Genomic DNA, 24,919 nt, shown 5'->3' with positions numbered 1-24,919 from the left:
TACAGACGATCATGGACAAAACAATCAATGTAGGCCTGATAGGATTCGGCGCGGCAGGACAGGTGTTTCATGCGCCGGTAATCACATCGGTGGCCGGCCTGCGGCTGCACCGTGTTACCGCGCGGCGGCCCGAACAGCGGGAGTTATTAAGTCAACGATACCCCGGGGCGCTGCCAGCACAGCATGTTGAGGAGATTATACTGGCCGACGATGTTGATTTGGTAGTGGTGGCTACCTCGAATGATGTGCATTACACCCTCACCAAAGCAGCCCTGCAGCGGGGTAAACATGTTGTGGTCGAAAAACCGTTTACCATTATTTCCGCCCAAGCCGACGAACTCATCGCACTGGCAAAAGAAAAGGACCGATTACTTACCGTACACCATAATGCACGGTGGAACAGTGATTATTTGACCGTGAAGAAGGTAATCGAAAGCGGCCGGCTGGGTAGGTTGGTTTCTTTCGAGGCACGGTACGACCGATTCCGCAATACGCTGAAGGAAAATGCATGGCGTGAGGACGACCTCCCGGGGTCAGGTATACTCTATGACCTCGGTGCCCACCTCATCGACCAGTCCATCCAGCTATTCGGTATGCCAGAGGCTGTCAACGCCGACCTGCGCAAGCAGCGCACCGGGGCGCGGGCGGTGGACGATTTCGAGTTGATCCTGCACTACCCACGCCTCAAAGTTTCGCTCAAAGGCGCCATGCTCGTTAAAGAGCCGTCGCCAAGGTATGCCTTATATGGTGAGAGCGGGGCCTTCGTGAAATACGGCATCGACCCACAGGAGGCGGCGCTCAAAGCTGGGAAATCACCTAAGGGCGACCCGGATTGGGGGCGCGAGCCCCGGGAAATATGGGGGAAACTCAATATATCGGAAAACGGCCGGGAACACATCGAATATGTCGCCAGTGAAAAGGGTGATTACCCCGCATTCTACAAGAATGTATACCAAGCCATCAACGGCCAGAACGAAATGCAGGTGAAACCCGAACAAGCACGCGACGTGATCCGTATCATCGAGCTAGCCCAACGGAGCTGGGATGAGCGGAGGACCATCGACTTACGGCTATGACTTACGACGCCATCATCATCGGAGGCGGGGCTTGCGGCCTTATGTGCGCGGTGCAGGCGGGTATGCGCGGCCGGCGCACGTTGGTGTTGGAGCGTAACGACCGGCCAGGAGCCAAGATATTGATTTCGGGAGGCGGCCGCTGCAACTATACCAACCTGTACACTTCCGCGGCGAATTTCATATCGGCCAACCCCAGCTTTGCCCAGCACGCCTTGACCCAATGGACCGTGGCCGATACGATCCGGTTTTTCGAACAAAACGGTATTTCGGGAAAGGAGAAAACACTGGGCCAGCTTTTCCCCATAAGCAATAAAGCGAAAGATGTAGTAGATGTATTTGTTAAACTGATACAGGAGAAGCATCAACAGATACGATTGAATAGCAAAGTAATATCTGTGGTGAAAATGGCAAACGGCCACTTTGACGTGTCGTATGAATATGAGGGTAGGATACAGCGCACTAGCGCAGACTCCGTAGTGATGGCCTGCGGCGGGCTGCCCGTGGCCAAGCTGGGTGCCAGCGATTTCGCGATGCGCACCGCCCGCCAGTTCGGCCTTGACGTGGTACCCACGGCCCCGGCATTGGTACCACTTACCATCACCGGCAAGGATGCCAGCTGGTTTTCGGCCCTGTCGGGCAACAGCGTGTACTGCCGCGTGTATAACGAGCGTGCGAGTTTTGAAGAGAATATCCTTTTTACGCATTGGGGCCTAAGCGGCCCCGCCATACTCCAACTGTCGTCGTACTGGCGGCCGGGCGAGTCCATTGTTATCGATCTGCTCCCCAACCAAGCAATCGATGAGCTTATCAAGCGTGAGCGGCAGGCCGGGGGAGCCCGGATGGTGGGACAACTGCTTGGCGATTTTTATTCGCGCCGGTTGGTGGAATCACTCGGCAAGTTCCTGCCGGTTGCTACCAAGATTGCGTCGTTGAGCAAGGCGGATGCCAGGCGGATCGACGATACCATTCACCGGTTTACCGTGACACCCGCCGGCGACAAAGGGTATGATAAAGCCGAAGTGATGCGCGGTGGGGTGGCCACCCACGAATTGGTGCCACAAACATTGGAAGCGAAACGGGTAGCCGGGCTGTATTTCGGAGGTGAAGGGGTGGATGTCACCGGCTGGCTGGGTGGTTACAATTTCCAGTGGGCGTGGGCAAGCGGCTATGCCATTGCGCAGCATATCTGACAGCCGGGTGAAGGGGGGCGGCGGCGATGGTTTTTCGGTATTTTCGACCTCCTAAATTGCTAATCAGTTGGTACTCATTCGTTCCGAAATCAAAGTGGTTTGAATCAAGTTCTACTGGTGTGGTTTTTGGTACATTAACAATGGTTAAAGTTGTTAACATCTTTATATGTTGTTGGATGTCAGTGGTCATAATCTTTTATTAACATTTTTTGCACAATTCGTGTTAATAAGTTATATTGCTAATTGTACGTGTTTCAAGCGGAAAAGAGCTGGCCAAAAACACGATGTGAAAAGGTTGTTCAGAACTTGTGCGGAAGCGGGAGGTAAAATTGCATACTTTTGTTACGCTATTTTTTAATGGCGACCGGTGATAAACCACCGCAACGATATAGTTTTAGTTTAAAGAGATTACGGAGAAACGTTGTTGTAAATAAGAATGACAAACCAGAATGAATATAATCCCAATCCAACAGGCACTTCCGGCCGTGGCTCGTATGCTGAGCGCCGTACGCGGTTGAATAATTTGGTAAGTGGATTGGGGAAACTGCCCCCGCAGGCCGGAGATTTGGAAGAAGCCGTATTGGGGGCGCTCATGCTGGAAAAGAATGCGCTCAGCGAGGTTATCGATATCCTTAAGCCGGAGACCTTCTACGTGGAGGCCCATCAGAAGATTTTCGAAGCCATCTATAACCTGTTCCAGAAGACATCACCTATCGATCTACTCACCGTAACGGCCGAGCTACGCAGGATGGGGGCCCTGGAACTGGTAGGGGGGGCTTACTACATCACGCAGCTGACAGACCGCGTCGTCTCAGCCGCCAATATCGAATACCATGCCCGTATCATCTCGCAGAAGTACATCCAACGTGAGCTGATCAAAATCTCTACCGAGATCATCAATAACGCCTACGAAGAAACTACCGATATCTTCGACTTGCTGGACCATGCCGAGAAAAGCCTATTTGATATCGCCCAGAACAACCTCCGTAGGGATACGCGCAAGATGGACGACATCATGCGTGAGGCTGTGGAAGCATTGGAAACGCTGCGCGACCGCACTGACGGCCTCACAGGGGTACCGTCGGGCTTTACCGAGCTCGACCGGATGACGTCGGGCTGGCAGCCCTCGGACCTGGTTATCGTGGCCGCCCGGCCGGCTATGGGAAAGACTGCATTCGTGCTTAGCTGCGCGCGTAACGCAGCGGTAGACCACGGTAAACCTGTAGCGGTATTCTCCCTTGAAATGTCGTCCGTACAACTGGTAAACCGGCTGATTGCCGGCGAGACCGAAATCGAGCAGGAAAAACTCCGCAAGGGCAATCTGGCCGACCACGAATGGACACAGCTCCATTCCCGCATCGGGCGCCTTACAGAGGCGCCGTTGCTCATCGACGATACCCCGGCCCTCAATATATTTGAGTTTCGGGCGAAATGCAGGCGGCTGAAAGCGCAGTATGATATCCAGATGGTCATTGTAGACTACCTGCAGCTGATGCACGGTAAGAACGACGGAAAGGGGGGCAACCGCGAGCAGGAAATCGGTAGCATCTCCCGCTCACTGAAGTCGGTAGCCAAAGAGTTGAATATCCCTGTCATCGCCCTTTCACAGCTCAGCCGTGCCGTGGAAAGCCGCCCCGGTGGCAGCAAGCGACCCATGCTGTCCGACCTGCGGGAGTCGGGCTCCATCGAACAGGATGCCGATATGGTGCTGTTCCTCTACCGGCCTGAATACTATGGCCTCACCGAAGATGAAGCCGGGCGTCCCACTGCTGGCGTCGGCGAAATTATCATCGCCAAGCACCGGAATGGTGAAACCGGCACCGTTCAGCTTAGGTTTATCGGCAAATACGTAAAGTTTGCCGACCTCGAAGACGACTTCTCTTTTGGAGGCGGACCGACGTTCGGCGACTCCGGCTCGTTCTCATCGGGTATGGCGCCGTCTACATCCTTCGACCAGCCGGGAAGCATCACACGCCAGTCGCGCATGAACGACATGAACGATGATTCGCCATTTTAACAGTAGATTTCGTACCTTTACACCGCAATCGAGAAAGATAATTAGCGTAAAAGGATTTTGGATTATTTAGCTGGTTTAAACCCTTCGCAGCGGGCTGCCGTGGAACAAACTGAGGGGCCTGTGATGATCGTGGCAGGTGCAGGGTCGGGAAAAACGCGGGTCATCACCTATCGTGTAGCCCATTTGGTCCGTAACGGCGTAGACCCGTTCCATATTTTGGTGCTTACCTTTACCAATAAGGCGGCAAAAGAGATGCGCCAGCGCATCACGGGCGTGGTGGGCGACGAGGCCAAGAACATCTGGATGGGTACTTTCCATTCGGTGTTTGCCAAAATACTGCGTGTTGAGGCTGAGCATATCGGCTATCCCCGCAATTTTACCATCTACGATACCGACGACAGCAAGAGCCTCATCAGGAGTATCCTCAAAGAGATGCAGCTGGATGACAAGCTTTACAACGCAAGCTTCGTGTACAACCGGATTTCCTCCGCTAAAAACAACCTTATTTCAGCGCAGGAATACAACAGCAACGAGCAGATCCAGGCCGACGACTTCTCCAACGGCCGTGGGCAGTTGGGGCAGATATACCTTGCCTATACCCAGCGCTGTTATAAGGCGGGAGCTATGGATTTCGATGACCTCCTGTTCAAAACCAACGTGCTTTTCCGGGAATACCCCGATGTGCTCCACAAATACCAGCATAAGTTTAAATACCTGATGGTAGATGAGTATCAGGATACCAACTTCTCGCAGTACCTCATCGTGCGTAAGCTGGCGGCCATCAACGAGAATATCTGTGTGGTGGGCGACGATGCGCAGAGCATCTATGCATTCCGTGGGGCAAACATCCAGAACATCCTCAATTTCGAGAAAGATTACCCCGACCTCAAGGTCTTTAAATTAGAGCAGAACTACCGTTCTACCCAGAATATCGTCAACGCGGCCAACAGCATCATCGCCAATAACAAGAACCAGCTGAAGAAGCATGTGTTCTCCGAAAATGAAACCGGTGAAAAAATCAAGGTGCACCGCGCGTTCAGCGACAATGAAGAAGGAAAGATTGTGGCAGAGTCCATCGCCCAGGAACGTGCCTTGCACGGTGGTGCCTACCGCGATTTCGCCATCTTGTACCGTACCAACGCACAGTCGCGAGCCATGGAAGAAGCCCTCCGAAAAATCAATATCCCATATAAGATTTACGGTGGCACTTCTTTCTACCAACGTAAGGAGATCAAAGACCTGATTGCCTACTTCCGGCTTACGTTCAACCCGAACGATGAAGAGGCCCTGAAACGGGTAATCAACTATCCGCGTCGTGGCATCGGCGATACCACCCTCGACCGCATCTTTGTCGCCGCCGACCAGCGGCAGGCGACCTTATGGGAGGTGATCAGTAATGCAGCTACCTACCTCGATGGACGGAGTGCGGGCCCGGTGGGCGTGTTTGCCACGATGATCCAAGGTTTCCAAGTGGTGGCCAAGAACCATACGGCCTATGATGCCGCTATGCACATCGCCCAGCATGCGGGTATACTGAAAGACTTATATGCCGACAAGTCCGTGGAAGGCCTTAGCAGGTATGAAAATATCCAGGAACTGCTCAATGGCATCAAGGAGTTCAGCGAGCGGGAGGATATCGAAGATAGGGGGCTCGATGTATTCATGCAGGATGTGGCCCTACTTACCAATGACGATAACGACAAAGACCCTAATGCCGATACAGTGTCGTTGATGACCATCCACTCATCGAAGGGGCTGGAGTTTCCCAACGTGTTCATCGTTGGACTGGAGGAGAACCTCTTCCCCTCGCAGCTTTCGTTGAACTCGCGCAGCGACCTCGAAGAAGAGCGGCGGCTATTCTATGTGGCTGTAACCCGCGCCGAGAAAAAGCTCGTGCTCAGCTATGCCACATCACGCTACCGTTGGGGCACACTCAACAACTGCGAGCCGAGCCGTTTTCTCGATGAGCTCAACCCGGCTTATTTGGAGTTGGATTTCAAGCCGCGGCCGGTGGCGGAGAGCGCGGAATCGTTTGAAGATGAGCGATCTGCCTGGGGCGAGCGCGATGTCTTTACCAAACCCAAACCGAAGACGATGCCCAAAACGCGGACACTACTGCCCAAGGCGCATACGCCCACGCCAGGGTTTGTCCCGTCCGACACCAGCAACCTGCAAGTAGGCATGGAAGTTGAGCATGAACGGTTTGGGTTCGGGAAGGTAATCCAGGTGGAAGGGAGTAAAAACGACGTGAAAGCAACTATTTTCTTCAAAGAATTGGGCCAGAAACAATTGTTGCTTAAATTTGCAAAATTGCGTATCGTGGGATAAGCGCGATAAGAACGAAAAAACTATGGAAATTAACTTTGATTACAATAGCACGCGGCCGAAGCTGATCTTGGCAGAATATGGTAGGAACGTGCAAAACATGGTAGACTACATCTGCACGCTGCCCAGCAAGGAAGAGCGCAACCGCCATGCCCAGGTCGTCATCGATATGATGGGATTCCTCAATCCCCATCTCCGCGATGTGGCTGATTTCAAGCATAAGCTGTGGGACCACCTCTACATCATATCCGACTTTAAAATCGATGTGGACTCTCCGTACCCCGTACCCGAGAAGGGTTCCATCCGCCATAAACCGGAGATGCTCAACTACCCGCAGCACCGCATCCGGTACAAACACTATGGCCATACCATCGAGCGGATGATTGAACGGGCCAAGATGATGAGGGACCCGGAAAAGAAGCAGAACATGACGCTTTCCATAGCGAATTTCATGAAGATGGCCTACCTCACTTGGAATAAAGATTCGGTAGAGGATGAGGCTATCATAGCCGACCTCCGCGAGCTCTCGGATGGCGAACTGCAACTGCCTGCTGACGTCGTCCTGACGAAGCTCGACTTCAAAACACCGCCGCCGGGCAGCCGCACAAAAGGGGGGAGCAGCATCCCGCAAAACGGTAACGGAAAAAATAAAAAACAACCGCAAAAGAAAAAGAAGAAGCATTGAATGCATTCGAAATACACGGTGGAAAACCGCTGAAGGGGGAAATTATTCCGCAGGGGGCAAAGAACGAAGCGCTCCAGATACTATCGGCGGTACTGCTCACCGAGGAAACGATGACCATCAGTAACATCCCGGATATCAAGGATGTCAACAAGCTTATCGAGTTATTGGTTGATTTGGGCGTAGAGGTAAACCGGCAGCAGAAAGATACCTATACGTTTCGTGCCAAGGATATCAACCTCGATTATTTCAAGTCGCCAGAGTTCAAAGTGAAAGGTAGCGGTTTGCGCGGTTCCATCATGATTGTGGGACCGCTGCTTGCAAGGTTCGGCCGTGCCGCCGTACCCAAACCGGGTGGCGACAAGATAGGCCGCCGCAGGCTGGATGCCCATTTCCTCGGGTTTGAAAAATTGGGGGCCCGCTTCCAGTACGATGCCGACACGCATTTTTTCAATGTCGATGCAACAAACCTCACCGGGACCTATATCCTCATGGAAGAGGCCTCGGTAACGGGTACGGCCAATATTGTGATGGCAGCAGTGCTTGCCAAAGGGACTACCACCATCTATAATGCAGCATGCGAGCCTTATCTCCAGCAGCTGTGTAAGATGTTGAACCGTATGGGGGCGAAGATTTCAGGGATCGGCTCAAACCTACTCACCATCGAAGGGGTGGACCGGTTGGGAGGCGCCCAGCACCGTATGCTGCCCGACATGATCGAGGTAGGTTCTTTTATCGGGCTAGCCGCGATGACCGGATCGGACCTGACCATCAAAGATGTACATTTCCACGAGCTGGGCATTATCCCAACGGTGTTTTCCAAGCTGGGGATACAGTTCGAACTCCGTGGCGACGACATTCACATACCCCCACAGGATACCTATGAGATAGATACATTTATCGATGGCTCCATACTCACCATTGCGGATGCCCCCTGGCCGGGCTTTACGCCCGATTTGCTGAGTATTGTGTTGGTAGTGGCCACGCAGGCTAAGGGGAACGTACTGATCCACCAGAAAATGTTCGAAAGTAGGCTGTTTTTTGTGGATAAGCTCATAGATATGGGGGCGCAGATCATCCTCTGTGATCCACACCGGGCCACTGTGATCGGCCTCAATAACGCTTTCAAGCTCCGCGGCATCGAGATGACGTCTCCCGACATCCGGGCGGGTGTCTCATTGTTGATCGCGGCGCTCTCCGCACAGGGGAAATCGGTTATCCACAATATAGAGCAGATCGAGCGTGGTTATCAGGATATCGAACAAAGGCTACGGGCCATCGGTGCCGACATCAAACGTGTCCAAGCTGATCCGAAACTTCACTGAAAACATTTTTAGCGCACCTTTGTTGATTTGCCTATATAACTATAACTGGAAGAAAAGTATATATGCTGTATAACTCGAATAAATGTTTAACCTTTAAATTACTTAATTTAAAAAAAAATGAAAAAAGTAACATTGTTAATGGTAGCCGGTGCGTTGGTATTGGCATCGTGTGTAGGTAATCCCGAAGGGAAGCGAGCGGAAGTATCGGACGACGTTGCCGAGGCTGCCACATCTCAAGCCGGCACCGAGTTGACGGTAGATACCGGACTGTCGATGGTGCATTGGACGGCTAGGAAAGTGAGTGCCGAACATCACGGTGACGTGCAAATAGAGTCCGGCGCGCTTGTTGTTGACAACGGGAAACTCGTAAGCGGTAATTTCGTTATCGACCTCAGTACCATCGCGAACCACGACCTGGACGGCGAATACAAAGGCAAGCTGGAAGGGCACCTGAAGTCGGCCGATTTCTTCGACGTGGATAACCATCCGCATGCTACCTTTGAGATCACGAATGTACAAGACGGTGCTGAAGCCGGTAATATTATTGTTTCGGGCAACCTCACCATCCGCGGGGTAACCAAGAATATCACGTTTGACGCGCAGGTCCAGGAAGCTAGCGATACTGCTGTAAAGGCCACTGCCGATTTCAATATCGCGCGCGAAGATTGGGGCGTGAATTATGCCGGCCAAGCCGATGACCTGATCAGCAAAGAGATCAACTTTAAAGTAACGTTAGTAGCAGGCGTATAAACTGCACGGTTAGAAAGCAACAGGTATTAAGTCCTGCCTCGTTTTCTACGAGGCAGGACTTTTTTTATCCAGAAATGGCGTTGATGATGTCGTACTGGGTGATGATGGCAATCTTGCCGTATTCGTCCTCCACCAATACAGCTTGGTTGTCTTTGTGGATGAGTGACGATATCTTGTCGATGGAGGTGCGTAGCTCTACAAAGGGGAATGGCGCCGTGCATATCTCCAGGACCTGGGCAGATTTCAACGATGGGTTTTCCAACAAGGCGGTGAGGATGTCCGATTCGGTCACTTTGCCAATGATCATCCCCTGTTGGGTTACCGGTATCTGGGAGATGTTGAGTGTCTTCATGCTGTTGAAGGTCTCGATGACCGATTGTTCCACATCGGCCATCACCAGCGGCACATCGCCACGCTTCTTGAGGATGGTCTGGGCGGTCAACTTCTCATCTTCCAAGAACCCCCGTTCGCGCAGCCAGTCTTCGTTGTACATCTTGCCCATATAGCGCGAGCCGTGGTCGTGCAGGATGACTACCACCACCGAGTCGTCATTGAGATGGCTGCCCAGTTGAAGCAGGCCGGCCACGGCAGCACCTGCCGAGTTGCCGGCAAAGATACCTTCTTTCCGCGCAAGATCCCTGGTCATCAAAGCCGCATCTTTATCGGTTACTTTCTCGAAATGGTCAATGATGTCGAAATCGACATTTTTAGGGAGGAAATCTTCGCCGATACCTTCGGTGATGTAGGGATATATCTCGCTCTTGTCGAAAATACCCGTTTCCTTATATTTTTTAAACACCGACCCGTATGAGTCGATACCCCAAACGACAATACCAGGATTTTTTTCCTTAAGGTATCTGCCGGCCCCGCTGATGGTGCCGCCGGTGCCCACACCGGCAATCAGGTGGGTGATTTTCCCTTCGGTCTGCTCCCAGATTTCAGGTCCCGTCTGTTCGTAATGGGCCTGCATGTTGGAGAGATTGTCATACTGGTTTGCCTTCCACGAATTGGGAATCTCGCGTTCCAGCCGGCTGGAAACGGAGTAGTAGGAGCGGGGATCTTCGGGCTCCACGTTGGTGGGGCAGACAATCACTTCGGCACCGAACGCCCGGAGTGCATCGATTTTTTCTTTCGACTGCTTGTCGGTTGTGGTGAAAATACAGCGGTACCCTTTGATTACCGCGGCCATCGCTAAGCCCATACCTGTATTGCCCGACGTACCTTCGATGATGGTGCCACCGGGTTTAAGAAGTCCCGCTGCCTCGGCATCCTCGATCATTTTCACCGCCATGCGGTCTTTGATGGAGTTGCCCGGGTTCGTGGTCTCTACTTTTACCAAGATGGTGCCCTTTAGGCCCTTGGTGATGCGGTTGAGTTTCACCAGCGGTGTATTTCCGATTGTTTCCAGTATGTTGTCGTGCCACATGATGTGATGGTTTCGCGGGTTAGAATTTCAGGTGCTTTACGGTCAGCCCATTGTTGATCAGCTGGCGGAGTGACTCGATGCCAATCGTCAGGTGGGTTTCCACGAACTGTGCCGTGACGCTTGAGTCGCTTTCCGCGGTTTTTACCCCCTCAGGTATCATGGGTTGATCCGACACCAGCAGCAGGGCCCCGGTTGGTATTTTGTTGGCGAAGCCTACCGAAAAGATGGTAGCGGTTTCCATATCGACCAGCATGGCCCGAATGCTTTTGAGGTATTTCTTAAATTCTTTGTCGTGTTCCCACACGCGCCTGTTAGTGGTATAAACGGTCCCCGTCCAGTAATCGAGAGAATGGTCGCGTATGGTTGTGGAAATTGCTTTCTGCAGTGCGAAAGCGGGCAGTGCTGGCACTTCGGGCGGAAAATAGTCGTTAGACGTACCCTCGCCACGGATAGCGGCGATGGGCAACACCAGGTCACCGATTTTGTTTTTCTTTTTCAACCCTCCCGCCTTGCCCAGAAACAGTACCGCTTTTGGCGATATGGCCGAGAGCAGGTCCATGATGGTAGCTGCCATAGGGCTACCCATCCCGAAGTTAATGATGGTAATCCCCTCGGCGGTTACACTTTGCATCGGCTTATCCAGCCCAAGGATGGGGGCGTTGCCGTGCATCTCCGAAAAGAGTTTTACGTAGTTGGAAAAGTTTGTCAGCAGGATGTAGTTGCCGAATTCGTCCAACGGCCGGTTCGTATATCGCGGCAACCAGTTTTCCACAATATCTTCCTTGTTTTTCAAGCCTGGTTTGATGGGCGATTCTGCTGGGGTATTCTTGTCTTTTGCCATGGGCGTAAAAATGAAAATCCCCCCGTTTGCGGCGGGGGGAGAAACGTTATGCTGCTTTCAGCTTCTTCAGATCCGACTTCTCGAACTTATGCTTGGCATATTCGAGCGAGATATACAGCGTTTTCTGCTCGTTTTTATCGGATGGGATTTCAAACATCGCGTCTAGCATGATCGCCTCGCAGATAGATCGGAGCCCCCGCGCCCCGAGCTTGAATTCATTGGCTTTATCTACGATAAACTGATAGACGTCATCGTCAAACTTAAGTTCCACATCCTCGTATTCAAATAGCTTCTGATATTGTTTAATCAGTGCATTTTTCGGTTCGGTAAGGATATTCAGCAGTGTCTCTTTATCGAGCGGGTTGAGGTACGTGAGTACCGGCAAGCGGCCGATGAGCTCGGGGATGAGTCCGTAGCTCTTGAGATCCTGCGGCGTGATGTATTTATATAGGTTGTTCACGTCCACTTCCATTTCATCGGCGTTTACCTTGTAGCCGATGGTTTGTGTACGCAGCCGGTTAGCGATCTTTTTCTGGATGCCATCGAATGCACCACCGCACATGAACAGGATGTTGTTGGTGTTCACGGCGATCATCTTTTGGTCGGGGTGCTTGCGCCCACCTTGGGGTGGTACGTTCACGATCGTACCCTCGAGGATTTTCAGCAGCGCTTGCTGTACACCTTCTCCGGATACGTCGCGCGTGATGGATGGGTTGTCACTTTTTCGGGCTATCTTGTCAATCTCGTCAATGTAGATAATCCCACGTTCGGCAGCGGCCACATCGTAATCCGCTGCTTGCAGGAGCCGCGTGAGTATGCTTTCCACATCTTCGCCCACGTACCCCGCCTCCGTCAATACCGTGGCATCACAGATGCAGAATGGAACATTCAGGATTTTGGCGATGGTTTTGGCAAGCAACGTCTTGCCCGTTCCGGTCTCACCCACCATGATGATGTTCGATTTTTCTAGCTCGATTTCATCTTTGTCCATCTTCTGGTTCAGTCGCTTATAGTGGTTGTACACCGCTACGGCCATCACCTTCTTGGCATCGTCTTGCCCGATGACGTATTGATCAAGGTGCTCCTTGATCTCGATAGGGCGAATGAGTTTCAGTGTCGTTTGAAGGGCCTTGCTTTTACGAAGGTTCATCTCCTCGACCAATATCTCATTGGCTTGGGCGATGCAGCGGTCGCAGATATGCGCCCCATCGCCAGCGATGAGCATCATTGCGTCTTGCTTCCGGATTCCGCAGAAAGAACAGGTCACTTCCCTTGTTGTCTTTGCCATAGTTATTTTTCCTTTTTGGATGTCAGTACCTCGTCCACCATACCATGCTCTTTTGCTTCTTCAGCAACCATCCAATAATCGCGGTCTGACGATTTTTCTACCCATTCGTAACTTTTGCCCGAATGGAGTGCAATGATATCGTATAGTTCTTTCTTCAATTTCAGCATTTCGCGGAGGTTGATCTCCATATCAGCGGCCACCCCTTGGGCGCCCCCTGAAGGTTGGTGTATCATCACCCGCGAGTGGGTCAATGCGGCACGTTTTCCTTTCGCGCCGGCACAGAGGAGTACAGCCGCCATAGATGCGGCCATACCGGTACAGATCGTAGCCACGTCGGGGGTAATATACTGCATGGTGTCATAAATACCCAATCCGGCGTATACGCTGCCTCCCGGTGAGTTGATGTAGATTTGGATGTCGCGTTGGGCATCTGCCGATTGGAGGAACAGGAGCTGTGCCTGGATGATGTTGGCCACTTGGTCACTCACCGGGTCGCCCATGAAAATAATGCGGTCCATCATCAACCGCGAAAACACATCCATCTGGGCAACATTCATCTGTCGTTCCTCAATAATATACGGCGTAAGCGATGTGGGCATTTTGCGTTCTGCCCGACCGATAAAACCGTCTACATGATGGCTGCCGATACGGTGGTGCTTTATAGCGTATTTCCTGAATTCGTTTTTATCAATACTCATGGTTTTTGTTCTATTATATTGCTAAGATATGTGATTTCGTTGGAATATTAAATACCTGCGTGGTATTTGTGCCTTAAACAAACATCGCGCCATCAGTGATAGTTGCTGTTTGTCTGCCAAAATGCCGCATATATACACTGCCACCCTGTCGGTTGGCCTATTGCACATCACTGTGGGTCAGCAGTCATAATCGGGTAGCTCGGCAAGGAATTCGAAGCGCCCGGTTTCGAAATGGATACGGCAGTAATAGTGCTGCAGGCCATTGCTTACCAATAAAATCGGTACCCGATAGACTATATTATAACGGGCAATCTGTTCAAAAGCGGCTTGGGTGATCTTGACCGAGGGTGCTTTGAATTCGGCCAACAGTATTTTGGAGCCCTGCGTATCGTATATCACCAAATCACTCCGTTTCGGCATGTTGTTGAGTGTGAGGCCACCTTCGATTTTAATCAGCGAACGGGGATACCGTTTCACATGTATGAGGTGGTGTATCCAATGCTGGCGCACCCATTCCTCTGGTGTCAGCACGAGTTGTTTCTTCCGCAATTCATCAAATATGAGTAGCTTCGTGCCGTCCCGTTGGATGTTGGCAGCATAAGCTGGCAAATTGAGCGGTATGGGTTTGAACATCTTGCAAAAGTAGGGTTTAAATGTGTAATTTGGCAACGCGAAAGGATGGAACGCAGAGCTGCGTAAAATCCGCACCGCCCGCGTGCTAAATCGATAGCGAAAGAATGGATACCAATAAAATCATAGCCGATATAAAAGCCCGGAAGCTCGTGCCGGTATACCTGCTGCACGGTGAAGAGTCTTATGCTATCGATCTGGTGAGCGACTGCGTAGAAACCCACGTGCTTGAAGAGGCGCAGAAGGGGTTTGACCAAACGGTGCTATATGGCAAGGACACCGACTTCGCTACGATTGTGAGTGCAGCCCGGCGCTATCCGATGATGAGCGACTATCAAGTGATTATCATCAAGGAGGCGCAGAACCTGAAATGGAAGGAAGACGAACTGCTGGTAGCTTACCTGGAGAATCCGATGAAAAGCACGGTACTCGTGCTGGCCTATAAGCACGGTAAGTTCGATAAGCGGCGGAAGGTCTATAAAGTGGCCGAGAAAGCCGGGGTTGTGCTGGAGTCGCCAAAGCTGTATGACGATAAGGTGGCACCCTGGATAAATAGCTATGTAACCACCCGGGGCTGGCGCATCCACCCGCAAGCGGCGGCCATGGTTGCCGAATACCTCGGTACAGACCTATCGAAAGTGGTCAATGAGCTCGACAAGCTCATGCTTAATGTGCCCAAAGAACAGGAGATTGCCGTGCAAGACATCGAGCGCAACATCGGTATCAGTAAAGATTTCAATGTTTTTGAGCTCACCACAGCGTTGGCTAAACGGGACGTAGTCAAGGCGTTCCGTATCGTGGATTATTTTGCAGCCAATCCACGGAGCAACCCGATGCCTGTGGTATTGGGTGCCATGGGAAGCTATTTCACCAAAGTGCTGAAGTACCATTATTTGCCGGATAAGTCGCCCCAAGCACTGTCGCGCGAGCTGGGCGTGCATCCGTTTTTCACAAGAGAATATGATATAGCCGCCCGTAGTTACAATAGGCGGAAGACGTTTGATATCATGAGCCATCTACGCGAATATGATTTGAAATCCAAAGGACTGAACGCGGTCAACCTGGAGCAGGGCGATCTGTTGAAGGAGTTGGTTTACAAGATTCTCTATTAAAGAATTATGATGAAGAAATATACCTTACTGGCCGTATTTGTAATGGCGTGCATGTGTTTCTCCGCCCATGGGCAGCGCCGCGGCACCTATACGCTGTTGCAGGCAGGCGGCATTTTCGGAATGGCCACCACCGGCGATCAATCCGTGATGCACGGGTACCAGTTCCAATTTGCATTTGGCCGCAATTTTTTCGACCGTAAATATCTTGGGCTTGGTATTGGTAATGATGTTTACCGTGGCCGGGGTACATTGGCAGATGGCAGCCGGTCTACCCGCCGGGTCAACACACTGCCGATATTCGCGGATTTCAGGGCCCCCATTGCGCAAGTATCGCCCTTAGGTACGTTCGGTGTGCTCGCCAATGTGGGTTATGCGCCCAGCATCGGTGCTGATTATTTCAAGGGGTTCGTAGCCAAAGCAGGCGTCACCTACGGGCACATGCTGGTGGATGGCTCGGATTTATTGTTCAGCGCCGGCTATGGCTTCCAGCAGTTCGACTCCCGATTTCAGGGCAGCAACGGCTTTTACCAGCACAGTATTTTCCTTACCGTCGGGTTGTTTGTGCACTAAAAGCGGGTATGTTAGGCGTACATCGCTTCCCGTTGCTCTTTCACCGCCTCGCTGCTGATGTAGTCGTCATAACTCATCAGCTTGTCGATGATGCCGTTCGGCGTCAGCTCGATGATGCGGTTGGCCACAGTCTGCGTAAGCTCGTGGTCGCGCGAGGTAAAGAGGATGCTGCCGCGGAAATCGACCATGCCATTGTTGAGTGCCGTGATGGACTCCAAGTCTAAGTGGTTGGTGGGCTCATCAAACAGCAACATATTGGCTTGTTGCAGCATCATCCGCGAAAACATACAGCGCATTTTCTCACCACCGGATAGCACGGAACATTTTTTTAGTACCTCTTCCCCTGAAAAGAGCATCTTGCCCAGGAAGCCGCGGATGAACTGCTCATCTTTGTCGCCCGCGGAATAGTCGCGAAGCCAGTCGATCAGGTTCTCCGATTTGCCTTCGAAATACGGGCTGTTATCCATCGGGATATCGGCCACACTAATCGTGACCCCCCATTTGAAACTGCCGGCGTAATCGCCGTCGCGCCCAGTAAGGATGTCGTATAACGCTGTGGTGGCCAGGCTATTTTGTGAAAGGATGGCAATTTTGTCACCCTTGTTTACCATGAAATTAACGTCGCTGAACAGCGGTTCCCCATTCAGTGTTTTACCGAGTTTCTCCACGTGCAGGATCTGGTCGCCGGCTTCCCGCGCCATCGTGTTGAACATGATGGCCGGGTATTTACGGTTGGAAGGTTTGATCTCTTCCAGGTTGATCTTTTCGAGTGCTTTTTTCCGGCTGGTGGCTTGCTTCGATTTCGACGCATTGGCACTGAACCTGCGGATGAATTCCTGCAGCTCCTTCACCTTGTCTTCCATCTTCTTATTCTGGTCGGCACGTTGTTTCAAGGCCAGTTGGCTCGATTCGTACCAGAAGGTATAGTTTCCTGTATAGATGGTCATCTTGCCGAAGTCGATGTCGACTACATGGGTACACACGGAATCGAGGAAGTGCCTGTCGTGGGATACGACCAACACGATAGCTTCGTAGCCCGCCAGAAAGTCTTCCAGCCACGCGATGGTGTGGATGTCCAGGTCGTTGGTGGGCTCGTCGAGCAGCAGGATGTCTGGGTTGCCGAAAAGTGCCTGGGCCAGGAGTACGCGTACTTTCTGGTTGCCGTCCAGTTCTTTTACCAATTTATAATGTAGGCTCTCATCGATGCCCAGGTTGCTCAGCAATGTAGCTGCATCGCTCTCAGCATTCCAGCCGTCCATTTCCGCAAATTTGGCCTCCAGCTCACCGGCGCGCTCGCCGTCGGCATCCGAAAAATCTTCCTTGGCGTAGATGGCATCCTTTTCTTTCATGATGTCATAGAGCTCCTGATGGCCCATCATTACCGTTTCGAGGACCGAATACTCATCGAATGCGTAGTGGTCTTGCTTGAGTACCGCCATGCGCTCGCCGGGCGTGAAGCTTACCGACCCAGTCGTGGGGTCCACATCGCCCGAGATGATCTTGAGGAACGTGGATTTGCCCGCACCGTTGGCACCGATGATGCCGTAGCAATTGCCGGGGGTGAATTTCAGGTTGACGTCTTCAAACAATACCCGCTTACCGTAGCGGAGCGAAAGATTCGATACATTAATCATGGGCGCAAAGGTACGGTTTAAAAAGCGAAATTGCGAGGCCGGGCGGCGGTTACCGTACGATCAGTTCCGTATCCAGCACGACGTTCTCAAAGTCGTACACGGGATACCGGCTTTCTATCAGCAGGATGAGCATCTCCATGGCTACCCGTCCCATTTCAAAGGCTGGCTGCCGCACACAGGTGAAGCCGGGCTGGAAAAGGTCCAGCACGTCCGAATTGGAGAAGCCGGCGATGGCCGGACGTACTTCTTCGGGCGCCAATTTATTGTAAGCGCTGAGGCAACCCATGCTCAGCCGGTCGCTCGCCACGAAAATGGCGTCTGGTTTTTCATCGAGATCGAGGAAGTATTTAACGGCATTTTCCACTTCCTGCTGCACACGGCCGCCGTGGTGGCAATAGCGGATGAGCGACTCGTCGAGGGGTATCCCGTTGCTTTCCAAGGCCTCTTCATACCCCTCCATACGTTCCAAGGTGATGGAAAGGTGCGGCGCATTGGCGAGATGGGCTATTTTCTTGAAGCCACGGCCGATGAGCGATAGTGTCGCGCTCCGTGCCCCCGATTTGTTGTTGGATGTAACGGTATGTGTTTCGAAGGTGTCGATAATGCGGTCGAAAAATACGATGGGCAGCCCCTGCTCATGCAGTTTCACGATGTGGGAGAAATCCTTCGTTTCGGCCGACATGGAAATCAGCAGGCCGTCCACAGCGCGGTTGGCCAGGTGCTGGATGTTCACCACCTCGCGCTCGTAGGCATCGTGGCTCTGCGAGATGATGACGTGGTACCCCTTGCCGTAGGCTACCGATTCGATACCGTCTATCGCCTGTGAGAAAAAGCTATTGGCTACCTCGCATACCACCACACCGATGGAATAGCTGCGCCCATGGCGCAGGCTGGACGCCATCGGGTTGCGCCGGTAGTTGTGCTGCTCGGCGTAATCCAATACCCGCTTCTTGGTTTCTTCATTGATTTCGTAGCTGTCGCTGAGTGCACGCGACACCGTTGATGGTGATAAATCAAGTGCCTGCGCAATATCTTTGATGGTAATGGGTTTGAACACGGCCTATATCTCGTTTGCACAAATTTAGCTAAAGTTGCGGGGATTTGCAACTGTAATCGTAGGTTACACACCGTATCCCTGTACGCAGACCACGAACTCGCCTTTGGGCGGGTGTGTGCCGAAATGGAGCTTGAGATCGAGTAGGGTGCCGCGCCGGGTTTCCTCATACAGTTTGCTGATCTCGCGTGAGGCCGAGGCCGGGCGCTCTGCGCCGAATACCTGTATGAATTCATCGAGTGTTTTGATCAGGCGGTGGGGCGACTCATAAAACACCAGGGTGCGGGTTTCCCCGGCGAGGGATTTCAGCCGCGTTTGCCGTCCTTTCTTTACCGGGAGAAAACCCTCGAAGCAGAACCGGTCGCACGGCAGGCCCGAGGCGACCAAGGCTGGTACGAAAGCCGTTGCACCCGGCAGGCATTGCACCTCCAAGCCATGTTTGATCACTTCCCGCACCAGTAGGAACCCCGGGTCGGAGATGGCTGGTGTGCCCGCGTCGGATATCAGCGCCACCTTTTTGCCGGCTTGCAAGAAGCGGACGATCTCGGCTACGGCCTTGTGTTCGTTGTGCTGGTGGTGGGCAAACACTTTCCCGGCGATGCCGAAATGCTTCAGCAACGGAGCGCTCGTTCGCGTATCTTCGGCGAGGATGAAGTCGGCTTCTTTGAGCACGCGGATGGCCCGCATGGTCATATCTTCAAGGTTGCCGACAGGGGTGGGTACGAGATAGAGCATTTTTACTATTTTTGCCGGTACAAAATAAATAAAAATATGTTGCAAGTTAATTATATCCGCGAAAACCGCGACCGAGTGATTGAACGCCTGGCCATCCGCAACTTCCAGCCGCTGGAGCTAGTGGATGCAGTGATTGCGTTGGATGAACGCCGTAGGCAGGTACAGACCGAGTCCGACTCGATCGCAGCGGCAGCAAATGCGGCGGCGCGCCGCATCGGTGAGCTGATGCGCCAGGGCAACCGCGAAGAGGCGGAGGCCGCAAAGGCGCAATCGGGCGGCTATAAGGAGCAACATAAGAAATTGGCCGATGAGCTGGCTGCGGTGGAAGCCGAACTGTACGAAAAGCTGGTGCTGATCCCCAACCTGCCACACCAGTCGGTGCCGGCAGGGGTGGGGGCCGATGACAATGAAGTAGTGCTGGAGCATGGCCGGCAACCGGATCTGCCGGAGGGTGCGTTACCTCATTGGGAGTTGGCGGCCAAGTATGATATCATCGACTTTGAGTTGGGCACCAAAATAACGGGATCGGGGTTCCCGGTATATAAAGGCAAAGGTTCGCAGTTGCAGCGTGCCATGATCAATTATTTCCTCGACCAAGCCGGAAAAGCCGGATATGGGGAAGTGCAGCCCCCCATACTCATCAATGAAGCCTCGGGCTTCGGCACCGGCCAGCTACCCGACAAGGAAGGGCAGATGTACCACGTGGGTGTGGACGACCTGTACCTCATCCCCACGGCCGAGGTGCCCGTTACAAACATGTACCGTGATACCATCGTTAAGGAAAGTGATTTCCCGATTAAGCATACCGCCTATACCCCCTGTTTCCGCCGCGAAGCGGGGTCATACGGTGCCCATGTGCGCGGGCTCAACCGCCTGCACCAGTTCGATAAGGTAGAGGTGGTGCAGATTGTCCATCCCGATAAATCGTATGCCGTGCTGGAAGAAATGAGCTTATACGTGCAGTCCTTGTTGCAGGCACTTGAGCTGCCGTACCGCGTACTGCGGCTCTGCGGCGGCGATATGGGCTTTACCTCCGCACTCACTTATGATATGGAGGTATGGAGTGCGGCGCAGCAACGCTGGCTGGAGGTGTCTTCGGTGTCGAATTTCGAAACCTACCAGGCCAACCGGCTCAAAGTGCGGTTTAAGGAAGAAGGTGGCAAAACGCAACTGGCCCATACCCTTAATGGAAGCGCATTGGCACTGCCCCGGATAGTCGCTTCCGTTTTGGAAAACAACCAAACGGATAAAGGCATCAAAGTGCCGGATGTATTGGTGCCGTATACTGGCTTCGAGTGGATCGACTAAATCAGACGTTAACACTCAATCATCTCCATCCGGGCCAGGTATTGGTCGTGCCCGTCTTCAAAAAGGATCTGTACCACCCAACCCAAGGGCTGCGCAATGCTGATAAGGGTTTCCTGATCGATAAACAGCCAACCGAAAGGTGCACTGCGTGCACCCCTGTAGGCATACTGGTATTGGATTTCGCCGTAGTAGCCCGTGGGTTTATCCACGGTACCGTCGGCATAAAGGTAAGCAATGTCAGACGAGTCGAAAAGCAGTTGGCCGCCTGGGGTCAGCAACGTTTTGCAGTGGTTGAGCAGGGCTGTTAGTCCATCGATGCTACCCGCCACACCGATGCCGTTCATCAGAAACAGGAGCGTGTCGTACCGTCCGCCTTGGTACTCGAAGAAGTCGGCGTTGATAACCCGTTTCACACCACGCGCGCGCATGACCTCGCAGGCTAGCGGTGAGCGCTCCAATGCGGTGACGTCTATGCCGCGCTGCTGCAGGAGCAGCGCATGACTACCCGCACCTGCACCTACATCCAATACCCGCCCGTCGCACAACGATAGTGCGATATGTTCCAGCTCCGGAAAATCAAAAGGCTGCCGGAAAAACTCGGCCACGGGCATCTCTTCGATGCCGCCGAAGCTGGTGTGAGTTAGTAGCTTATCGCCACGGGACCCTCGCAGGTAATCATGGAGGGCTTGGCCTAGAACATCGAGTGACATACGTAATCCGGGAAATATTGTGGTTAAGGGATTTCAAGGATCTGCTTGGCCAGGGCAATCATGTTTTCGTCGCCTGTATGCTTGCCCGGCTTATCAGAAAGTTTGATGACCGGTGTCCAGTGGGCCTCTTCGGGGTACGCTTCAACCATCTTAATCACAATATTCATAGGCGGCAAGCCTACGTCATTGGTGAAATTGGTTCCGATACCGAAGGAGATGCCGATCCGGCCGCGGCAATATTCGGCGATTCGCGTCACCTTTTCCACGTCCAGCCCATCCGAGAAAATGATGGTCTTCGAGCGGGGGTCGATGCCGTTTTGCTGATAATGGGCAATGGCCTTGTCGGCGAACTCCAACGGGTCGCCGCTGTCGTGCCGCACGCCGTCGAATAGCTTTGTTAATTTTTTGTCGAATTGCGTGAAAAACACGTCCGTGGTGTACGTGTCTGACAGGGCGATGCCCAAGTCGCCACGGTAAACGTCAGACCAATGTTCCAGCCCCAAGAGGTTGGCCATTTTGAAGCCATATTTCGCAGCGTGGAACATAAACCATTCGTGGGCATGCGTACCGATGGGTTTCGTTTGGTTGAGCATCGCCATGTGGACATTGCTCGTGCCGATGAATGTACCTTCGCCGGCTGCCTGGAGCGCCTGTACGACCAACCGGTGCGCCGTATAGGAATGGCGCCGCCGCGTGCCGAACTCAGCGATTGTGATGCCCAGCTGCTTGTATCGCATTATTTTCTGCCGCGCCTTTTCCGCCACCTCATCATCGCCCTGCCGCACTTGGCTGGTCAGTTCATAATACAGTTCGCAAATCAACGACATGATGGGCACCTCCCAGAGGATGGTCCGGTACCAATAGCCTTCAATGGCAATATGCAATTCGCCCCCATTTTGCTCGATACGCACCTCCGTGGGGTCATACCGGTACCCCTGCAAGAAGTCGAAATACGTTGGGTCGATGTACGGGCAGGTGGTTGCAAAGAAGTCTTTCTCCCGGTTGGTCAGTTGCAGCTTGGCCAACTCCGCGATGGCCTCCTGCAAGGCTGAAGCGAAGCCCGGTGGAAACATATGCTCGCCACGGTTGATGAACCGATACTTCGCCCGTGCCTTTGGGAAAAGCTTGATCACCGCATGCTGCATGGTGAATTTGTAAAAGTCGTTATCCAGAATGGAGTTAATCATTTCGGTCCACTATCAATTACCCATTACCTAACCGTTTGCAGCCAAGCCTCGGCCATCAACTGCGCCCCAGCCAGCGTTGTGTGCACGCCATCGCCGGTCCAATAAGAGGAAGGTGCTTTTTTCGCGGCTTCATCAAATACCCGCTGGTAGGGGATGAATGCCGCACCGTATTCATTGGCTATCTCGCGTGCCGCCGCACGGTATTCGTCGAATGCTGGAAACCATGCATCGGTGACAGCTTTCACGTTGTTCACTGCGAAGGGCTCGCCGATAATCAGTTTCACGTTGGGGAGTGCTTTTATCGTGCGGTCGAGCAGTTTCCGGTAATCGTCGCGATACACTTGGATGGTGCCATCGTAGTTGCCCGAAAGCGTGTGCCAGTAGTCGTTAACCCCGATCAGTATGCTGAGGATATCTGGTTTTATCGCAATACAATCGGCATCCCAGCGTGCGTCGAGTTGGTGTACCTTGTTGCCGCTGATGCCCTTGTTGTAAATGGAGAGCTGTTTCGGTCCATGTGTATGCAGCAGTTTGGCGGCGGCCAGCATGGCGTAGCCTGCTCCCAGGGCGCGGCTGTTGTTGGGCGATGTGTTTTCTTTGTCCCTGCCGGCATCCGTAATCGAGTCGCCCTGAAACAGGATGACATCATTGTCCGTAATCCGGATTTTCGGTGCGGCGGCGGTCGGTGCGATGGCTGCCTTTACGATTTCGGGCAAGCTGATAGCCATCGCTGCGCCGGTTAGCGAGGTTCCTAAAAATTTTCTTCTGCTGTTATCCATGGTCGTTATTTGGTTTTGACAGTTCCAAAGGTAGGGATTTATGCGGAAAAAAATAACCCGTCTCGCCAGATCGGGGGACGGGTTATTGTTATGCTTCAATGATGGTATTCAGGCGGGGGCTTATTAGCGGCCTCTGCCTGATGAGCCCTTCCGCTCGGTAGTATTACTGCGCGTCGCACTGCTACGGCTATTTTGCGAGCGGCTGCTTGTTGATACTTTCGGACGCGATGACGAGGTTTGGCTCTTCACCGTAGTGCTGCGGGTCCGTGTCGGCGTGGTCTGTTGCGCCTGCCTAGGTGCCCGGTTGCTTTGGTTCACCGTGGGGCGCGTTGCCCGTTGCGTGCTGGATGTCGACCGCGTTCTTGCCGTAGGTGTAGCAGCACGGTTGGTGGTGCTACTTGCGTTACGCGCCGAATTCGTGGTCTGCGTAGTGGCCTTTGTACGGGTTGCCGGTACGGTTACTGTGCCGCCCCCCCGGCTACTGCCATTGTTACGTACAGCTTCGCGGTTGCTGTTTGATCGGGTCGCCGTTGTGTTGCGGCTGCTTGCCGACCGTATATTGCGGTTATCGGCGTTGTTCGAAGTGGCGCTGCGTGTAACCGTGGCAGTACCCCTGTTTCCTGTAGTCTGAGCCGTGGCTGTACGTCCACTTGTTGCACGGTTGGCTGCGCGCACCGTCGAGGCATCTGCAACGCGTGCGGGCCGTGCAGACGACTGGCTATTGCGGTCTACATCCGGGCGGTAAAGGCTGACAGAGCGGCTATCTACAGCTGCCCGACCGGGGCGTGAAGCCCGGTTGATCTCCCGGACCGCCACCCGGTTGCCGGTTGCGCGTTCGATTTCGCTCCGGCGAGGGCCGCTTACATACGTACGGTTATTGTAAACATACGTGTTGTTGATGATGGTAGTGTTGTTGTATATCCGCACCCGGTTGCGGTAGGGCGCATAGTAGCTGTACAACCGCGGGCTGGCAATGTAGCGCTGAGGTACGAATACCCAGTGATGGTGCGGGATGCCGATATGGACATTAATGCTCATGCGGGGGCCGAGCGGTGCCCAGCCGTAGTAACCGCCGCCACTGCGCCAGCCTACCCATGCAGGCCCCCATTCGTAACCGGGCACCCAAGCCCAACCGTAATAATCGGTATACGCCCAGCGGCCGTAATGGAAGGGCGCCCATCCCCAGGAATAGTTGGATACCCAAGTGTTTCCATAGCTGGTCATCACCCAATAGCCGTTGGTAGCATAGGGCTGGAAGCCTGGCTCCGCATCCGGAAGCCAGATATATCCGTATTCCGGGTCGTTTATCCACTCACCGTAAGGTGCCAGTTCGTCGTAAAATAATTGGAACGAAACACTCATGCCGGGCTGGGCTTTCACGGTGCTTGTTGCGGCAATTACTAAGAAAGCAATTGCGGTTAGTAGCGTTAGTCCGGTTTTTTTAATCGTTTTCATGACCTGCTATTTTAAAGGTGAAACACTCTTGTTCGTTGTGTAGGTATGACTGCGCCTGTACCCCGATGGTTTAATCGGGCCTCCGGAAGATGGTTGGATTGCGTTGTTAAAGTTGCAGAACAATTTG

The 24,919-nt window shown here is 53.0% G+C and carries 22 protein-coding genes; 10 read left to right on the top strand and 12 right to left on the bottom strand.

Annotation, left to right across the window (positions count from 1 at the left end; all coding sequences use genetic code 11):
* The first annotated feature begins 11 nt into the window (after positions 1-11).
* The 7 genes from NGM62_RS02740 to NGM62_RS02710 all read left to right on the top strand — a co-directional run bounded on the left by NGM62_RS02740 (position 12) and on the right by NGM62_RS02710 (position 9,365).
* Positions 12-1,076 carry an oxidoreductase gene (locus tag NGM62_RS02740; RefSeq protein ID WP_262245659.1) on the top strand — a complete coding sequence of 355 codons (1,065 nt, stop codon included), beginning with the start codon at positions 12-14 and terminating at the stop codon, positions 1,074-1,076.
* Positions 1,073-2,266, top strand: coding sequence for a BaiN/RdsA family NAD(P)/FAD-dependent oxidoreductase (locus NGM62_RS02735; RefSeq protein WP_262245658.1), 1,194 nt, complete (start codon positions 1,073-1,075; stop codon positions 2,264-2,266). The genes NGM62_RS02740 and NGM62_RS02735 overlap by 4 nt, the downstream gene beginning before the upstream one ends.
* Positions 2,267-2,702: 436 nt before the next feature.
* Positions 2,703-4,283, top strand: coding sequence for a replicative DNA helicase (gene dnaB / locus NGM62_RS02730; protein WP_262245657.1), 1,581 nt, complete (start codon positions 2,703-2,705; stop codon positions 4,281-4,283).
* A 57-nt stretch (positions 4,284-4,340) separates the two neighbouring features.
* Positions 4,341-6,611: an ATP-dependent helicase gene (locus NGM62_RS02725; protein WP_262245656.1), complete on the top strand. Its 2,271-nt coding sequence runs from the start codon at positions 4,341-4,343 to the stop codon at positions 6,609-6,611.
* Positions 6,612-6,633: 22 nt separating this feature from the next.
* Positions 6,634-7,293 (top strand): DUF4290 domain-containing protein, encoded by a 660-nt coding sequence (locus NGM62_RS02720; protein WP_390936268.1) that lies wholly within the window; start codon positions 6,634-6,636, stop codon positions 7,291-7,293.
* Complete coding sequence (murA, locus tag NGM62_RS02715; protein WP_262245655.1) at positions 7,290-8,615, top strand: UDP-N-acetylglucosamine 1-carboxyvinyltransferase; 1,326 nt, start codon at positions 7,290-7,292, stop codon at positions 8,613-8,615. Before NGM62_RS02720 ends, murA begins: the two co-directional genes overlap by 4 nt.
* 117 nt (positions 8,616-8,732) lie before the next feature.
* Positions 8,733-9,365, top strand: coding sequence for a YceI family protein (locus NGM62_RS02710; RefSeq protein WP_262245654.1), 633 nt, complete (start codon positions 8,733-8,735; stop codon positions 9,363-9,365).
* Positions 9,366-9,429: 64 nt separating this feature from the next.
* On the opposite strand, the gene NGM62_RS02705 is transcribed toward NGM62_RS02710, so the two are convergent.
* From NGM62_RS02705 to NGM62_RS02685, 5 genes are all read right to left on the bottom strand, one after another.
* Entirely contained in the window at positions 9,430-10,791 is a 1,362-nt protein-coding gene (locus tag NGM62_RS02705) for a pyridoxal-phosphate dependent enzyme (RefSeq protein WP_262245653.1), read from the bottom strand.
* Positions 10,792-10,810: 19 nt separating this feature from the next.
* The gene (locus NGM62_RS02700) at positions 10,811-11,632 is read right to left on the bottom strand and encodes an AMP nucleosidase (protein ID WP_262245652.1); all 822 of its coding nucleotides are present in this window, start codon (positions 11,630-11,632) and stop codon (positions 10,811-10,813) included.
* 46 nt (positions 11,633-11,678) lie between these two features.
* Positions 11,679-12,920 carry an ATP-dependent Clp protease ATP-binding subunit ClpX gene (gene clpX / locus NGM62_RS02695; protein ID WP_262245651.1) on the bottom strand — a complete coding sequence of 414 codons (1,242 nt, stop codon included), beginning with the start codon at positions 12,918-12,920 and terminating at the stop codon, positions 11,679-11,681.
* Positions 12,921-12,922: 2 nt separating this feature from the next.
* A complete protein-coding gene (locus tag NGM62_RS02690; RefSeq protein WP_262245650.1) occupies positions 12,923-13,618 on the bottom strand; it encodes an ATP-dependent Clp protease proteolytic subunit in 696 nt (231 codons plus the stop codon).
* Between the two features lie 177 nt (positions 13,619-13,795).
* Positions 13,796-14,251 (bottom strand): type I restriction enzyme HsdR N-terminal domain-containing protein, encoded by a 456-nt coding sequence (locus NGM62_RS02685; protein ID WP_262245649.1) that lies wholly within the window; start codon positions 14,249-14,251, stop codon positions 13,796-13,798.
* A 104-nt stretch (positions 14,252-14,355) separates the two neighbouring features.
* Here NGM62_RS02685 and holA point away from each other — a divergent pair, with 104 nt between their 5' ends.
* Together holA and NGM62_RS02675 are read left to right on the top strand one after the other, a co-directional pair.
* Positions 14,356-15,360, top strand: a complete 1,005-nt coding sequence (holA, locus tag NGM62_RS02680) for a DNA polymerase III subunit delta (protein WP_262245648.1) — start codon at positions 14,356-14,358, stop codon at positions 15,358-15,360.
* 6 nt (positions 15,361-15,366) lie between these two features.
* Positions 15,367-15,930: a hypothetical protein gene (locus NGM62_RS02675; RefSeq protein WP_262245647.1), complete on the top strand. Its 564-nt coding sequence runs from the start codon at positions 15,367-15,369 to the stop codon at positions 15,928-15,930.
* An 11-nt stretch (positions 15,931-15,941) separates the two neighbouring features.
* On the opposite strand, the gene NGM62_RS02670 is transcribed toward NGM62_RS02675, so the two are convergent.
* The 3 genes from NGM62_RS02670 to rsmI form a co-directional block, all read right to left on the bottom strand.
* A complete protein-coding gene (locus NGM62_RS02670) occupies positions 15,942-17,564 on the bottom strand; it encodes an ABC-F family ATP-binding cassette domain-containing protein (protein WP_262245646.1) in 1,623 nt (540 codons plus the stop codon).
* 49 nt (positions 17,565-17,613) lie between these two features.
* Positions 17,614-18,621, bottom strand: coding sequence for a LacI family DNA-binding transcriptional regulator (locus tag NGM62_RS02665; RefSeq protein ID WP_262245645.1), 1,008 nt, complete (start codon positions 18,619-18,621; stop codon positions 17,614-17,616).
* Positions 18,622-18,684: 63 nt separating this feature from the next.
* Positions 18,685-19,353 (bottom strand): 16S rRNA (cytidine(1402)-2'-O)-methyltransferase, encoded by a 669-nt coding sequence (rsmI, locus tag NGM62_RS02660; protein ID WP_262245644.1) that lies wholly within the window; start codon positions 19,351-19,353, stop codon positions 18,685-18,687.
* Between the two features lie 36 nt (positions 19,354-19,389).
* On the opposite strand from rsmI, the gene serS reads away from it, so the two are divergent.
* Positions 19,390-20,661 (top strand): serine--tRNA ligase, encoded by a 1,272-nt coding sequence (gene serS, locus NGM62_RS02655; RefSeq protein WP_262245643.1) that lies wholly within the window; start codon positions 19,390-19,392, stop codon positions 20,659-20,661.
* Positions 20,662-20,669: 8 nt separating this feature from the next.
* Here the strand turns inward: serS and NGM62_RS02650 are convergent, their stop codons facing one another.
* The 4 genes from NGM62_RS02650 to NGM62_RS02635 form a co-directional block, all read right to left on the bottom strand.
* On the bottom strand, positions 20,670-21,371 hold the full coding sequence (locus NGM62_RS02650) for a class I SAM-dependent methyltransferase (RefSeq protein ID WP_262245642.1): 702 nt from the start codon (positions 21,369-21,371) through the stop codon (positions 20,670-20,672).
* 23 nt (positions 21,372-21,394) lie between these two features.
* Positions 21,395-22,558 carry a nicotinate phosphoribosyltransferase gene (pncB, locus tag NGM62_RS02645; RefSeq protein WP_262245641.1) on the bottom strand — a complete coding sequence of 388 codons (1,164 nt, stop codon included), beginning with the start codon at positions 22,556-22,558 and terminating at the stop codon, positions 21,395-21,397.
* 23 nt (positions 22,559-22,581) lie between these two features.
* Positions 22,582-23,337, bottom strand: coding sequence for an SGNH/GDSL hydrolase family protein (locus NGM62_RS02640; protein WP_262245640.1), 756 nt, complete (start codon positions 23,335-23,337; stop codon positions 22,582-22,584).
* A 123-nt stretch (positions 23,338-23,460) separates the two neighbouring features.
* Positions 23,461-24,792 (bottom strand): DUF6600 domain-containing protein, encoded by a 1,332-nt coding sequence (locus NGM62_RS02635; protein WP_262245639.1) that lies wholly within the window; start codon positions 24,790-24,792, stop codon positions 23,461-23,463.
* Between the last annotated feature and the right edge of the window lie 127 nt (positions 24,793-24,919).

The sequence above is a fragment of the Parapedobacter soli genome (assembly GCF_025460835.1).
Classification (GTDB): Bacteria; Bacteroidota; Bacteroidia; order Sphingobacteriales; family Sphingobacteriaceae; genus Parapedobacter; species Parapedobacter soli.
Note: the sequence above shows the minus strand (reverse complement) of the source record. Positions and strands in the feature narration are given on the sequence as shown.